The sequence below is a fragment of the Pseudarthrobacter sp. NamE5 genome, from assembly GCF_005796225.1.
GTDB lineage: Bacteria > Actinomycetota > Actinomycetes > Actinomycetales > Micrococcaceae > Arthrobacter.
This window is the reverse complement of the sequence record NZ_VAHO01000002.1, coordinates 67,891-81,360: the sequence shown is the minus strand read 5'-3', so window position 1 is coordinate 81,360 and position 13,470 is coordinate 67,891. Positions and strand designations below refer to the sequence as shown.

At 66.1% G+C, this 13,470-nt stretch carries 13 protein-coding genes and 2 tRNA genes; 2 read left to right on the top strand and 13 right to left on the bottom strand.

The window, feature by feature from the left end; translation table 11 throughout:
- Positions 1-91: 91 nt before the first annotated feature.
- Positions 92-295 (top strand): hypothetical protein, encoded by a 204-nt coding sequence (locus FDW84_RS03555; RefSeq protein WP_240721360.1) that lies wholly within the window; start codon positions 92-94, stop codon positions 293-295.
- Here the strand turns inward: FDW84_RS03555 and FDW84_RS03550 are convergent.
- From FDW84_RS03550 to FDW84_RS03525, 6 genes are all read right to left on the bottom strand, one after another.
- Entirely contained in the window at positions 292-1,167 is an 876-nt protein-coding gene (locus FDW84_RS03550) for a carbohydrate ABC transporter permease (RefSeq protein ID WP_138606652.1), read from the bottom strand. The genes FDW84_RS03555 and FDW84_RS03550 overlap by 4 nt on opposite strands.
- Positions 1,164-2,045 carry a carbohydrate ABC transporter permease gene (locus FDW84_RS03545; RefSeq protein ID WP_138606650.1) on the bottom strand — a complete coding sequence of 294 codons (882 nt, stop codon included), beginning with the start codon at positions 2,043-2,045 and terminating at the stop codon, positions 1,164-1,166. The genes FDW84_RS03550 and FDW84_RS03545 overlap by 4 nt, the downstream gene beginning before the upstream one ends.
- Positions 2,046-2,048: 3 nt before the next feature.
- Positions 2,049-3,401 (bottom strand): extracellular solute-binding protein, encoded by a 1,353-nt coding sequence (locus FDW84_RS03540; protein WP_138607191.1) that lies wholly within the window; start codon positions 3,399-3,401, stop codon positions 2,049-2,051.
- A gap of 120 nt (positions 3,402-3,521) precedes the next feature.
- Complete coding sequence (locus tag FDW84_RS03535) at positions 3,522-4,724, bottom strand: ROK family transcriptional regulator (RefSeq protein WP_138607189.1); 1,203 nt, start codon at positions 4,722-4,724, stop codon at positions 3,522-3,524.
- 220 nt (positions 4,725-4,944) lie between these two features.
- Positions 4,945-6,138 (bottom strand): class I SAM-dependent methyltransferase, encoded by a 1,194-nt coding sequence (locus FDW84_RS03530; RefSeq protein WP_240721359.1) that lies wholly within the window; start codon positions 6,136-6,138, stop codon positions 4,945-4,947.
- 74 nt (positions 6,139-6,212) lie between these two features.
- Positions 6,213-7,295 carry an FAD-dependent oxidoreductase gene (locus FDW84_RS03525; RefSeq protein WP_138606646.1) on the bottom strand — a complete coding sequence of 361 codons (1,083 nt, stop codon included), beginning with the start codon at positions 7,293-7,295 and terminating at the stop codon, positions 6,213-6,215.
- Between the two features lie 66 nt (positions 7,296-7,361).
- On the opposite strand from FDW84_RS03525, the gene FDW84_RS03520 reads away from it, so the two are divergent.
- A complete protein-coding gene (locus FDW84_RS03520; RefSeq protein ID WP_138606644.1) occupies positions 7,362-8,720 on the top strand; it encodes an SAM-dependent methyltransferase in 1,359 nt (452 codons plus the stop codon).
- Between the two features lie 78 nt (positions 8,721-8,798).
- On the opposite strand, the gene FDW84_RS03515 is transcribed toward FDW84_RS03520, so the two are convergent.
- The 7 genes from FDW84_RS03515 to FDW84_RS03485 form a co-directional block, all read right to left on the bottom strand.
- Positions 8,799-8,871: transfer RNA gene (locus tag FDW84_RS03515), tRNA-Ala, on the bottom strand.
- Between the two features lie 201 nt (positions 8,872-9,072).
- Positions 9,073-9,145 (bottom strand) — tRNA-Ala (locus tag FDW84_RS03510).
- A 115-nt stretch (positions 9,146-9,260) separates the two neighbouring features.
- Positions 9,261-9,662, bottom strand: coding sequence for a ribosome silencing factor (gene rsfS / locus FDW84_RS03505; protein WP_138606642.1), 402 nt, complete (start codon positions 9,660-9,662; stop codon positions 9,261-9,263).
- Positions 9,663-9,705: 43 nt separating this feature from the next.
- Positions 9,706-11,103: a hypothetical protein gene (locus FDW84_RS03500; protein WP_138606640.1), complete on the bottom strand. Its 1,398-nt coding sequence runs from the start codon at positions 11,101-11,103 to the stop codon at positions 9,706-9,708.
- A 7-nt stretch (positions 11,104-11,110) separates the two neighbouring features.
- The gene (nadD, locus tag FDW84_RS03495) at positions 11,111-11,725 is read right to left on the bottom strand and encodes a nicotinate-nucleotide adenylyltransferase (protein WP_138607187.1); all 615 of its coding nucleotides are present in this window, start codon (positions 11,723-11,725) and stop codon (positions 11,111-11,113) included.
- Between the two features lie 55 nt (positions 11,726-11,780).
- Positions 11,781-12,011, bottom strand: coding sequence for a hypothetical protein (locus FDW84_RS03490; RefSeq protein ID WP_138134944.1), 231 nt, complete (start codon positions 12,009-12,011; stop codon positions 11,781-11,783).
- Positions 12,012-12,090: 79 nt separating this feature from the next.
- Positions 12,091-13,470, bottom strand: a complete 1,380-nt coding sequence (locus FDW84_RS03485) for a glutamate-5-semialdehyde dehydrogenase (RefSeq protein WP_138606638.1) — start codon at positions 13,468-13,470, stop codon at positions 12,091-12,093.

Here is a 13,470-nt window from a genome sequence, read left to right as displayed (position 1 = left end):
CCCGAGCTGCCTTTACGATCAGCCCCCCGTGTCCTGCCCCAGTCAATAGGCACCCCTCCCCATGAAGGGGCGCGAGGTCTATCCTTTTGCCATGAGCGAGCTTCCAGCCAGTTACAAGGAGTTTCTCGCCGGCAAAAGCGAGATGTTCATCAGCACCGTGAAGCCTGTCCTGCAGCAGTCGGCCGCGGACAAGCTCCACGGAGTCCGGGTTGTGTACAACCCCGGCTCCACCGGCCACCAGGCCCACCTGGACGACAGCATCCCCTTCGGCGTGGTGGTTGAGGACATCGACTAGCCGCGCACCGCTCCGGACAGGGCAAAGGAACTGCCGCCACCCCTGGCCACGATGACGTAGAGGGCAAGCACAGGCAGCGAATACACCATCGAGAACGCGGCCAGCTGGCCGTACGCCACTGCCCCATGCTGTCCAAAGAAACTGAAGATGGACACCGCTGCCGGCTGCCGTGCCTCGGACAGGAGCAGCACGAAGGGGACAAAGAAATTCCCCCAGGCCTGGATGAACACAAAGATGAACACAACCCCCAGGCCCTGCTTCATCAGCGGCAGGACAATGGTGCGCAGTGCCGTCATCCTGGACGCGCCGTCCACCCATGCCGCCTCTTCCAGCGACACCGGCACGCCGTCCATGAAGTTCCGTATCATCCAGATGGCCATGGGCAGGGCGGTGGTAGCCATGAACAGGATGGTGGCCGGCATCGAATCAAGGAGCTCGAACTGGACGAAGAGCCCGTACACCGGAACCATGATGGCGGTAATGGGCAGGCAGGTGCCGAAGAGGATGGTGTACATGAACGGCCGGTTGAACCGGGAGCTGTACCGGGACAGCGGATAGGCGGCAAGGACTGCCGCCACCAGGGTCACCGCAGCCGTTCCCAAGGAGAGCACCGCACTGTTCCACAGCGGCCGGAGCAGCAGTTCCGGAGATGCGATGGCGGCGAAGTTGCCCAGGCTGGGCGCGGCAGGGAACTTGAGCTCATGTCCTGCCCTTGTGTCCAGCGAAGCCAGGATGAGCCACAGCAGGGGCATCAGGAAGGAGACGCCGATCAGCAGCAGCACCGCGTCGGCCGGCGTGCTCCTCCTGCCGGGCCGGGCTGTTGCAGCCGTGCCGGCAGGGAGCGGACGGGCTGTCCTCGCAGGGGCGGTCACGGCCTGGCATCCTTCAGCAGCCGGACGTACACCAGTCCGAAGGCGGCGCCGATAAGGATGAGCACCGACGCCACAGCCGTCCCATAGCCGATGTCCCCGAACTTGAACGCCTCAAGGTAGGCGAGTACCGGCAGCGTGGTGCTGGCGTTGGCGGGTCCGCCGGCGGTCATGACCCACACGAGGGTAAACACGGCAAGGGTCTGCAGCGTAACCAGCATCAGGTTGGTGGTGATGCTCCCCCGGATCATGGGCAGGGTAATGAAGGCAAGCCGCTGCCAGCCGTGTGCCCCGTCCATCTGGGCCGCTTCCGTTACCTCGGCCGGGACATCGTGCAGTGCCGCCCGGTACACGAGCATGGAAAACGCGGTCCCCCTCCACACGTTGGCAAGCATGATGGCCACCATGGGAAAGGCGTACAGCCAGTCCTGCCCGCCGAGTCCCAGGACGCCCAGCAACTGGTTCAGGGTGCCGTCGCGGCTGAAATAGGCATAGGCGGCAAAGGCAGCAACGATCTCCGGAAGTACCCAGGCAGCCACCACAGTTGTTCCAACGACGGAGGACACCACCGGCCGTGCCCGGCGCATCAGCAGGGCAAGGACCAGCCCCAGCAGGTTCTGGCCCACCACGGCAGAGCCTGCCACAAACACTACGGTGAGCAGGAGGGAAAGCGGGAACACCGGATCGGCCAGCAGCCGCTGGTAGTTGTCCAGTCCTACCCACGAAGGGTCGCGCGCGCTGCGGCCGGTAAGGCCGGCATTGGTGAAGGAGGCGTTGAAGGCCCAGAACACCGGACCGGCCAGGAAGACGAGCAGGAGCAGGACAGCGGGAAGGACCGGCAGGTACCGAATCAGTTGCCGTGCCGCTGCGGGAACAGGCATGGGTTACTTCCGGACGGTCTTGTCGCTGCCGACGATCTCCGTGACCGCGACATCATAATCCGCCGCTGCCTCTTCCGGTGACCGGCTGCCAGTGATGACAGCCTCGGTGGCTTCCTGGACGGCAGCAGAAATCCGGGGATAGTCGGACGTTGCAGGACGGTAGCGCGTTACCGATACGAGCTCTGAAACTTCCTTGACGAAGGGATTGCCATCCAGATAGCCGGGATCAGCCGCGACGTCCTGCCGGACCGCGATCTGTGAGCTCTCAACGGTGAAAGCCAGGGAATTCTTCTCGTTCAATGCAGTGGTCAGGAAGTTGAACGCGAGGTCCGGGTCCTTCGTGCCCGCCCCGACAGCCAGCGTCCAGCCGCCAGACATGCTCACCGCCCCCGGATCCTGGCCGTCACGCGTGGGGAAAGGGGCGACGCCCATGTCCTGTTCGTAGCCCGGCCATTCGTAGCTCCCGCCTTCCTGCCAGAACGACGGCGCGTAGGAACCTTCCACAGTGGCTCCGAGTTTGGCATTCGGGAACCACTCGCCAAACACTTTTTTCCAAATGTTGGCGTCCAGGGCTTCAGCCGGAGAAACCGCCAGCTGCTCGTCATAGAGTGTCTTCAGGAAAGCCAGCGAGTCGGTGAAGCCGGCGGAGCCCACCACCCATTTCCCGGCCTCTTCGTCGTATAGCTCGGAGCCGGTTCCATACAAGAGCTCATAGAAGCCCTGCATGACGGTGCCCTCGCCGGTGCCCTTGCCGGCATACATGTTGAACGGCACAACCCCGGGGTCATTGGCCTTGATTTTCCGCGCCGTGTCCAGGATGTCCTGCCAGCTCCGCGGCTCCCAAGGGACGCTGATCCCGGCGTTCGTGAAGACTTTCTTGTTGTACCAGATGGCCCGGGTATCGGTACCCAGCGGCACTGCGTAGGTGCCGCCGTCGTCCGCCCGCCCTGCCGCCTTGGCGCCGTCGTCGAATTTGTCCCAGTCCTCCCAGCCCTCAAGGTGGCTGTCCAGCTTCAGGAGGTAACCGGCGTCCACGTCCGAGCGGACCTTGAAGGTGTCCTCATAAAAAACGTCGGGCGCCGTGGATGGTGAGCGCAGGGCGAGGGCCAGTTTGGTGCCGTAGTCATCATCGTTGGCCTGGATGGGCTGCAGCTCTACGCTGACGCCCTGGTTTGCCGCCTCGAATTCCTGCTTGGCCGCCTGGAGCATGGTGTCCACGGCAGTGAAGGAGTCCGTCTTCTGGTAGGCCACTTTCAGGGTTTTTGCAGCGTCCCCGGGGTCGCCCGGGCTGCACGCCGTCAGGACAACCGCTGCCGCAGCTATCAGGGACATGGTCTTCAGGGCCCTGCAGCGCATGGTGCTCCATTCGGTCAATGGCTGCGGCGCCCCTATGTCAGCGGGTCCCCAGCCGCGGCAATACGCAAAGCCTAGATGGACGGCCTGCGGCAGGCAAGCCGGAAACACCATATCAGCAGGTCAGCTCTCCAAAAGCAGCCGCTGGGCGCGTGGGGCCAGCGTGTGCTCCAGCACCAGGGAGGCAGCCCCGATGGCGCCAACGTCATCCCCCACCCCCGTGCCCACCACGTCGATGGGATGGATGAGGCGGGTGTCGCTGTGGGCATCCAGCAGCGCCGGGATTTTCTCCAGGTAGCGCCCGGCAAGGCGGCTCCAGAACGGCCCGCCGAACACCACCCGCTCCACGTCCAAAGTGTTGGTCACCACGGACGCTGCCCGCGCCACGAGCACCGCCGATTTGTCGATGATGGCGAGCGCCTGCTCGTTTCCCTCGTCCGCGAGGTCACACAGCCGCGAAAAACTCTGCTGTATTTCGGCGCCGCTGTTGCCCCCACGCGAGCCGTCCAGGATGCCTGCAGCTTTCGCCTGCGCCACCAGCACCTGCGGGATGCAGGTGGCTTTCACGCAGCCGCGGAGGCCGCAGTCGCATGGGGGCCCGTCCGGGTCCACCACAATGTGACCGATCTCGCCGGCGTTCCCGGAGGTGCCCCGGACCACCTCGTCATTGAGCACTATCCCGCAGCCGATGCCGGTGCCCATGTACATGAAGATGAAACTGCCGGAGCCGCTGGCACCACCTGCCCATGTCTCGGCAACGGCTGCACTGGTGACGTCCTTGTCCATCAGCACCGAATATCCGGTGGCCTCGGAAAGGGCGGTGCGCAGTTCCACCCGGTCCCAGCCAGGAAGCAGCGGCGGGTCCACCACAGTGCCGTTGTCCAGGTCGATGGGGCCGGGCGCGGCGAGGCCCAGGCCCGAAATCCTGGTGTGGTCCACGCCCGAGTCCGCCACGAGCTGGGCAATTTCGTCGGCAATGGTGGCGATGACGGCCGAGGGGTCATTGCCGCCGGGGGTCTTGATCCGGGAGTGCCGTACCACTGCCCCCACCAGGTCAAGGACTACAAAGGTGGTGACGGCGGGGTCGAGGTGGACGCCGAGGGCGAAGACGCCGCCGGGATTGAGCCGCAGGATGGTGCGGGGTTTACCGGGGCCGCTGCCTTCCTTGCCGGCTTCCACAATGAGGTTCTGGTCCAGGAGGCGGCGGGAGATGTTGGAGATCGTCTGCGGCGACAGGCCCACGATCTGGGCGAGTTCCACCCGGCTTAATCCCCCGGAGGACCTGCGGATGGCGTCCAGGATCACCGTGAGGTTGAAGTCGCCCATCCGGGGCAGGTTGGTTCCGCGCCTCGGTGAGGATTGGCGGATCTCAGTCACAGCGTCCCCTAAACGTCGTCCCCCAGCTACTTATGGTGATGCTTGAATCGTACGTTACGCGGGGGCCCATACCCATACGCCGGAAAGACGGCGCGGCGCAGGACTGGCGCCACTCCTTCCGCTCCATGCAGCAGGGGCAGGAGCCTGCCCACAGCGGTCTTACGCCGATTCACCCGGGGCTGAGGCGGGTGCTAAGGGTCACCGTGAACTTGGGGTTCCGTCCCTTCACAGAGGTGGGTCCCACGTGCCGTTCCAGCGCCGGCATGTAGGGCAGGTGCCTGTTGAATACCGTCCACAGCTCGCCCTGCGGCGCCAGCACCCGGCCTGCCGCTTCGATCATTTTCAGGCCTGCCCCCGCGTGCACGCCGGCTCCCACGTGGAATGGCGGGTTGAGCAGGACCAGGTCCACGCTGCCGTCCGCCATGGTACCCAGGGCGTCGTCCTGGAGAACCCCGATCTGTTCCTCCAGTCCGTTGGCACGTGCCGTCGCCTGCGCCGAGGCCACTGCCGCTGCCGACTGGTCGGTGGCGGTCACCGCCGAGGCGGGGTGCCGGCGTGCATACATGGCGGCGAGGATCCCGGTGCCGCAGCCTAGGTCCACGGCGTGCCGGGCTTCCTTCATCTCCGGAAGGAACGTCAGCAGGAACCGGGTGCCGATGTCCAGCCTGGTTCCTGCAAAGACGGCTCCGTGCGCGGCCACGTTCAGGTCCAGCTCAGCAACGTACTCCATCACCGGGTACTGTTCCGGACTGCTGTCCCCCTGCGCTTCGCTGGCCAGGATCACGCGGGATTTCTGCCTGGCGAGCTGCGGCTGGACGGAGTTGAAGTGCCGCCCCAGGACGGCGTTCATGCCAAGGGACATATGCTTTACCCGGCCCCCGGCCAGGAGTTTTACGTCAGGTGCCGCGTGCCTGGCCACCGCGGCGGCGATCTCGTCCAGTTCCGCCAGGGTCTTGGGCAGCTGCAAGAGCACCGTCTGCGCGCCGGCCAGGAGCTCCGGCCCGAACGGCAGCTGCGTGAAGCCCGGTTCCGCACCCGTCCCGCTGCCCGCCGTGCCTGCTGTGGTGCCAGGCATGACGCCGGGCTGCCGCAGCGCGGCCGCGTTGAGCCGGAGCGCGCGTTCACCGGTTATGAGGTCCTGGTGCACACGCACCGCGCCGGGGTTGAGCGTGAAAAGGGTGCCGAGGGTCAGGGCGCCGTAGCGGTCCCCGACGACGGCCACTGTGCTCCCGCTGCCCACGAGTCGCGCAGCTGTTTCCAGCAGGAGGCGGTCCGTAGCGTCCCATGCCTGCAGGTTGGGGGCCTCGACGTCGGGCCGCCGCCTGAGGGCGCCGAAGACGTGCTCAAGAGTGTCTGATGCCAACTGTTCCTGCCGCTTTCTTTTCTGCTTGTGATTGTGCCGCTGCCGCATCCCGCGGCTGTCGCGCCGGTCGTTGCTCAGCCCCAGGTTGCCGGTACCGCTGCCGCACTGATCCCTGGCAGTTTCAGGATGGCAGACACCGCCGCGCGTCCTGCCCGGTTGGCGCCGATGGTGGACGACGACGGGCCGTACCCCACGAGATGGACGCGAGGTTCCTGGGCCACCTGTGTTCCGTCCATGACTATGCCGCCACCAGGTCCCCGCAGGTGCAAAGGTGCGAGGTGTTCGAGCTCCGGGCGGAATCCGGTGGCCCAGAGGATGACATCCGCCGGCAGGAAGCCGCCATCGGCCAGCCGGACGCCATGGGGCTCTATGGACGTGAACATCGGCTTGCGGTCGAGTACACCCCTGGCAGCGGCGGACCTGAGCGTCGGCGTCCAGATCAGCCCGGTCACCGAAACCACGCTCTGCGGCGGCAGTCCCCGGCGGACCCGTTCCTCCACCAGGGCCACGGCGTCGTGTCCTGCCTTCGCGTCGAACTCCTCCTCACGCCACACCGGTTCCCGGCGGGTGAACCAGCTTATGGTCGTGACGCGCGAGATCTCATCGAGGAGGCCTACGGCGGAGATGCCGCCGCCCACCACTATCACGTGCCGGCCTGTGAACTCATCTGCCGAAACGTAGTCCGCCACATGCAGCTGCCGCCCGCGGAACGTTGACTGGCCGGGATAGATTGGCCAGAAGGGGCGGGTCCACGTTCCAGTGGCGTTGATGACAGCCCGGGCTGTCCAATCCCCGCGCGACGTACTGACCAGCAGCCTGCCGCCAGGGTCCCCGTCCTCGCGGCTGACGGACGTCACCTTTACCGGGCGCTGGACGGCCAGGCCCAGTTCCTCTTCATAGCCGCCAAAATACCGGGTCAGGAATTCCGAGCTGGGCTCCCGGGGATCCACTGCAGGCTTGGCGATGCCCGGCAGGTCGCTGATGCCATTGACTGTCTCCATGCGCAGGCTCTTCCAGCGGTGGCGCCACGCACCTCCGGGACCGTCCTCGGCGTCGAGCACCACGTAGTCCAGGCCCCGGCGCTGGAGGTGGTAGGCAGCGGAAAGCCCGGCCTGACCGGCGCCGATGACCACGACGTCGGTTCGGGCAGGATTCACTCCACCATGATAGTCGTGCCGGGGGTTCCGGCCTTAGTCTTGGCCCATGGCGACGGGAGGAGCATCATGACGGCAGGCAAGGCCATAGGCAGAGGCAAGAGCACAGGTACAGGCACAGGGAACGCAGCGCGGTTGGCCAAGGCGTTGGCCGTTGTCCTGGACACCCCGGAGATACCACTGCGCCTGCGGGCGTGGGATGGTTCGGAGGCAGGGCCGGAGGGGGCTCCCGTCCTGGAGTTCCGGTCCCGGCGCGCGCTGCGCCGGATCCTGTGGTCTCCGGGCCAACTGGGCTTGAGCCGGGCCTACGTCGCCGGGGACATCGACTCTCCGGGGAACATCTTCGCTGCGTTCAGTGCCTTGAGCTCCGCCGGCAAGTTCGCCGAGCCGGGCCCCTTCCGACCGTTGACGGCCGCCGAAATCTGGACACTGCTGCGCACCGCCGTCCGGCTGGGAGCCCTTGGCCCCAATCCCGCACCTCCGCCGGAGGAGGCCAGGGTCGTCCGCAAGGGACGGCTGCACTCGCGCCGCCGTGACGCGGCGGCCATCTCCCATCATTACGATGTGGGCAATGACTTCTACGCCCTGGTGCTGGGGCCATCGATGGTCTACTCCTGCGCGGTATGGCCGGAAGCCGGCTACGGCAGTGAACGCACCGACGGCAGCCGCCCCCTCGCCGCTGGCCTGGACGCTGCCCAGGAGGCAAAGCTCGACCTCGTGTGCCGCAAGCTGGGCCTTCGGCCGGGGATGCGGGTCCTGGACGTAGGCTGCGGCTGGGGCAGTTTCGCCCTGCACGCGGCCGGGAAGTACGGTGCAACCGTCGTGGGAGTGACACTTTCCACGGAGCAGGCGATCCTGGCCCGAAAGCGGGCGGCAAATGCAGGGCTGACAGAACGGGTGGATATCCGCGTGCAGGATTACCGGGACGTCCTCGACGGGCCCTTCGATGCCATCAGCTCCATCGGCATGTCAGAGCACGTGGGGCGGGAGCAAACCCCCGGGTACGCCAGCGCACTGTTCAGCCTGCTAAAGCCGGGCGGACGGCTGCTGAACCACGCGGTCTCCTGGAATGCCGGCCCCACCAGGCCTGATCCGGATTCCTTCATTCCCCGCTATGTCTTTCCGGACGGGGAGATGATCAGTCTCGGCGAGACCGTGTCGGCCCTGGAAGCTGCCGGGTTTGAAATCCTTGACGTGGAGGCGCTGCGGCAACACTACGCGCTGACCCTGCGTGCCTGGGTCAGCAGGCTGGAGGACAACTGGGACCAGGCCGCCCAGCTGACCAGCCAGGGGCGGGCAAGGGTATGGCGGCTGTACATGGCCTCCAGCGCCCTGGGCTTTGAACACGGTCTCACCGGCGTCAACCAGGTCCTGGTCCAACGGCCCGGAGGCGAACAGCCGCCGCTGCGCCGGACTGCCTGGCTGTGACGGGCGCCCGGAGTTAAGACTAAAGGGACGGTCCTTTGGGGACCGTCCCTTTAGTACTCTTTGCAAAGCATTTTCCGGTGGAGCTGAGGGGACTCGAACCCCTGACCCCCTGCATGCCATGCAGGTGCGCTACCAGCTGCGCCACAGCCCCGTACCTTGCCGCTTCCGGACTGACTCCCCGGAGCAACCTGACCAGCCTAATGCACTTTCGCCCGCGGCGCCAATCGGCGCTCCAGCCCTGTCGCATCAGCGGCCCGTCCTCCCGGAACCCGACTCCTCCTGTCGCGCCCGCTGCACATACCCGCACAACAAAAAAGTCCGCCGGAATCGTGGATTCCGGCGGACTTCCCGGTGGAGCTGAGGGGACTCGAACCCCTGACCCCCTGCATGCCATGCAGGTGCGCTACCAGCTGCGCCACAGCCCCGGATTATTGCTGCTCTTGAAGAACTTTTTTCGGGCTTCCCCGAAGCAACTCAAACATCTTAGAACAGCAATTCCGAAAATTCCAAATCCGGCATATTCCCCGTGGCGACGCGGATCTACTCGTTCTCGGAGGCAGCAGCGGCCTTGGCCGAAGCGTCGTCTCCGAGCTGCAGGTCCACTACCGGGCAGTCCTTCCACAGGCGTTCCAGTGCGTAGAACACACGGTCCTCCTCGTGCTGGACGTGGATGACAATGTCCGAGTAGTCGAGCAGTACCCAGCGGCCGCCGGAACGGCCTTCCCGGCGGACGGGCCGCAGGTCCTGCTTCAGCAGTTCCTCCTCGATCCCGTCAACGATGGCGTTCACCTGGCGTTCGCTGGGGGCCGATGCGATCAGGAAGACGTCAGCCAGGGCGAGCCGCTCGCTGACGTCCAGGGCAACAATGTCCTGGGCAATTTTGTCCGCAGCTGCCTTGGCGGCGGTGCGGGCTATGGCGAGGGATGATTCCGATGCAGTCACGTGACTCCTTGTTGGGTGCAAAATGTATGGCCGGCCGCAGCAGTCAGCTGGACATGCCGCTGATGATCAGGAGGACCCCCGAAACCAAGGCCACGACTCCGAAGGCCAGGATGCAGAGCTGCAGCACCCTGTTACGCTTGGCCCGCGCCAGTCCTGCAGTGGCCGCGTCCAGGGGTTCCAGCCCATGGGCGGAGCTGGCGGGAACCCGCGGCAGCTCCTCGAAAAGGTCCTCCCCGAGGCTTTCTTCCGTCCGCACTGTCTGCGGGCGGGCAGCAGCGCGGGCAGCAGCTTCAGCTCTGGCAATGACGTTGGAACGGCCCGACCCGCCATCAGTGGGAGCTGGGCGCTGGGGCGCTGCAGGCCGCGGCTTTTTGGTGCGGGACGGCGTCACCTTGGTTCCGGGACGGGTAGTCACCGGAACGTGCGAGGTGGCAGGACGTTTCATGACAGGCCGGTCAATGCCTGGAACCTGCACGAACTCCAGCGGGGTGACCATGGCCAGGTTGTTGGCCGTGGAGGGACCCGGCCGCTGACCGGCGCCCTGGTCCTTCTTACCGTGCTGGTCCTGCTTACCCGCAGGGGCCGGGGCAGGATCCTTGGCAGGCAGCGGAGCCCCCGCCTGCTCTGCCAGTTTCTGCTTGGCCATGGCACGCCGGTTCATGACGGCGGCACGTTCGGCCAGTGCGATCTGCTCGGCCAGGATCTCCGGGTCAACAGCTTCCGGGTCCAGGGAAGCGATGTGCTCCATCTTGGCAAGCTGGTTCTTGGCCTGCTCCGCGATCAGAGCCCGCGCCGCCAAGGCCTGCTCCACCGTCATGCCCTCGGGCGCCGCGGAACCCGCTCCAGGCTGGGAGGGAGCCTTGCCGCCCTGGGACCCGGGCTCCCCCGCGCCGTCGCCCTTTTTCCCTCCGGACCGGGGCTTGCGGTTCCCCGCTTCCGCCGGAGCGACAGAGGCCGCAGGGGCGGTGGGAGCTGAAGCCGGCGGGGGATCCGAAGCACCGGAAGCAGGGGGGACAATCGGGTTGGCGGCAGTCAGCGCCTGTTCCTTGAGCTGCTGCAGGCGGAGCTGGCGGCGGGTAGGCGGCCCTCCGGCAGCAAGCTGGCCCTCCTTTTCCTCCAGCTCCTTGATAGTGCGGAGGGCTGCCCGGTCGCGTGCCCGGATTTGGGAGGACCGCTGGGCAGCGGCCTGCCCGGCCGCGGCGCCCGCTGCCCGGGGCCCCGGCGGCGTTGCGGCAGGCGGCGTTGGTCCCGGCGGCGTTGCGGCAGGCGGCGTTGTGGCAGGCGGCGTTGTGGCAGGCGTGGTTGCGACGGAAGTCCTGGTGGCCGTCGGCTTTGCGGCAGGGGATACTTGTTCCGCGCCGGTGGGCATTGTGGCCTGCTGGGCGTCCCTGGCCTTCCGTAGTTCCCGGCGGCTGCGGATGGGGGGCTGTTCCTGACTCATTGAGAACTCATTCAGTACTGGCTGGTTCACGTGCTTCGGAAGGTACTTCATTCCCGGCTGCCGGCGCCTCGGTATAAAGGCCGTACTTGGCGATGTACTGGACCACGCCGTCCGGCACGAGGTACCAAACAGGATCATTTGCTGCCACGCGGGCGCGGCAGTCGCTGGAGGAGATGGCCATGGCCGGCACTTCCAGGAGGCTGACGTCGTCACGCCCCATCCCGTCCAGCTCGTGGCCGGGCCGGGTGACCCCGACAAAATGGGCCAGCGACCACAATTCGTCGATGTCCTTCCATGACAGGATCTGCGCCAGCGCGTCCGCACCGGTGATGAAGAACAGGTCCGCGTCCGGGCGCTGGGAGCGAAGATCCCGGAGGGTGTCGATGGTGTAGGTGGGCCCCGGACGATCAACGTCCACCCGGCTCACAGTAAAGCGCGGGTTGGAGGCCGTAGCAATGACCGTCATGAGGTACCGGTGTTCGGCTTCGCTGACCTTTTTGTGTGACTTCTGCCACGGCTGCCCAGTAGGAACGAAAACGACTTCATCCAGCTCAAACTCGGCAGCCACCTCACTGGCCGCGACAAGGTGGCCGTGATGGATGGGATCGAAGGTCCCACCCATCACGCCAAGCCGCAGCCTACCTTTGGCACCGTTACGGTGCAGAACGCGGGTAATGTTAGTGGCCCTGCCCGTGATCGTGCTTGTTCGGGTGCTGGCGGTGCGGGTCTGCGTGTTCCTCGGTTGCCGCGTGCCGGTTGCCCAGGTTGGAGTAGGACAAGGTGATGAACATCAGTACCAGCAGGATGGCGAAAATGACAACGCCGAAGACCCACGGCTCAGCCCACAGCGGTGCGAGTTCGTGTTCTTCGCCTTCGGCGACGGTCATGGCGATCTGCTGGAACAGCATGTTCTCCCCTAGGGTTTGAAAGGATTGTGGCAGCGGAAGTTCCCGCTGCTTATGGCATCTGGTCTATGGTACCGCGTCGCTACCCGCGGACCTGGCCCTCGCCCTGCACGATCCACTTGGTGGTGGTGAGTTCGGTGAGCCCCATGGGCCCGCGCGCGTGAAGTTTCTGGGTGGAAATACCTACTTCGGCGCCCAGGCCAAGCTCCCCGCCGTCGGTGAACCGTGTGGAAGCGTTGACGATGACAGCTGCGGAATCGACTTCGGCGATAAACCGCTCGGCGTTCGAGAGATTGTTGGTGAGGATCGCCTCCGTGTGGCCTGTGGTCCAGGTGCGGATGTGCTTGACGGCCTCGTCCAGGCTGTCCACCATGGCCACCGCGAGGTCGAGGTCCATGTACTCGGTTCCCCAGTCCTGCTCCGTGGCAGGCGAGGACTCGATGGAGGCGGGCAGCGCCACCCGGATGCGTTCGTCCACGTGCAGCCTGACACCGGCCTTCGCAAGGGCAGTTGCCACGGCAGGGAGCGCCGTGGATCCCGAGTGGACCAGGAGCGTCTCCACCGTGTTGCAGACACTTGGTCGCTGCGTCTTGGCGTTGAGGAGGATCTCCACGGCCATGTCCTCGCTTGCGGACTCGTCAATGAAGATATGAACGTTCCCCTCGCCGGTTTCGATGACGGGGACGGCGGAGTTATTGACCACGGCCTGGATGAGGTCACGGCCGCCGCGGGGAATGAGCACGTCCACGCGGCCACGGGCGCGCATGAGCGCGTTGGCGCCGGCGCGGCCGTACTGGTCCACCGTCTGTACGGCGTCGGCCGGCAGGCCCACCGACTCCAGGGCTTCGCGCAGCACCCTGACCAATACACCATTGGTGGCCTCGGCAGCGCTGCCGCCGCGCAGGATCACAGCGTTGCCGCTTTTGAGGGCCAGGCCGGCGATGTCCACGGTGACGTTGGGGCGCGCTTCGTAGATGGCGGCCACCACGCCCATGGGCACGTTGACCTGCCGGAGGCGCAGGCCGTTGGGCAGGGTCTGCCCTCGGACCACGTTGCCGACGGGGTCGGGCAGGTTGGCCAGGTTTTCCAGGGCCGCCACCAGCCCGTCAATCCGGGCTTCGGTCAGCGTGAGCCGGTCCAGCAAGGCTGCAGACGTACCGTTCGCCTTACCCGCAGCGACGTCCTTGGCGTTGGCAGCCAGGATGGCCTGGGTGCTCTCCTGCAGGGCAGCACCGACGGCACGCAGCGCCCGGTCCTTCCAGGCCCTGTTGGCCATGGCCATACGCCGCGCTGCCTGCCGGGAACGGTCGGCAATTGCATGGACCGCGTCCTGGATTCCAGCATCGGACAGGGCGCCGGCTGCTGATCCCGGCACTGCTGCGGGGGCTGGCTTCTGTGCCCCGGGCGCGGCAGCAGTGTCTCCGGAATTTTCAGCAGTTGTGTGAATCAGGGCCTCAGTCAT

Excerpts from the sequence above, each read along its gene's own strand:
- FDW84_RS03555 (WP_240721360.1), top strand. The coding sequence starts at position 92 with ATGAGCGAGCTTCCAGCCAGTTACAAGGAGTTTCTCGCCGGCAAAAGC.
- FDW84_RS03545 (WP_138606650.1), bottom strand. The coding sequence starts at position 2,045 with ATGCCTGTTCCCGCAGCGGCACGGCAACTGATTCGGTACCTGCCGGTC.
- FDW84_RS03540 (WP_138607191.1), bottom strand. The coding sequence starts at position 3,401 with ATGCGCTGCAGGGCCCTGAAGACCATGTCCCTGATAGCTGCGGCAGCG.
- FDW84_RS03535 (WP_138607189.1), bottom strand. The coding sequence starts at position 4,724 with ATGGGCGACTTCAACCTCACGGTGATCCTGGACGCCATCCGCAGGTCC.
- FDW84_RS03520 (WP_138606644.1), top strand. The coding sequence starts at position 7,362 with ATGACGGCAGGCAAGGCCATAGGCAGAGGCAAGAGCACAGGTACAGGC.
- FDW84_RS03500 (WP_138606640.1), bottom strand. The coding sequence starts at position 11,103 with ATGAGTCAGGAACAGCCCCCCATCCGCAGCCGCCGGGAACTACGGAAG.
- nadD (WP_138607187.1), bottom strand. The coding sequence starts at position 11,725 with ATGGGTGGGACCTTCGATCCCATCCATCACGGCCACCTTGTCGCGGCC.
- FDW84_RS03490 (WP_138134944.1), bottom strand. The coding sequence starts at position 12,011 with ATGCTGTTCCAGCAGATCGCCATGACCGTCGCCGAAGGCGAAGAACAC.
- FDW84_RS03485 (WP_138606638.1), bottom strand. The coding sequence starts at position 13,470 with ATGACTGAGGCCCTGATTCACACAACTGCTGAAAATTCCGGAGACACT.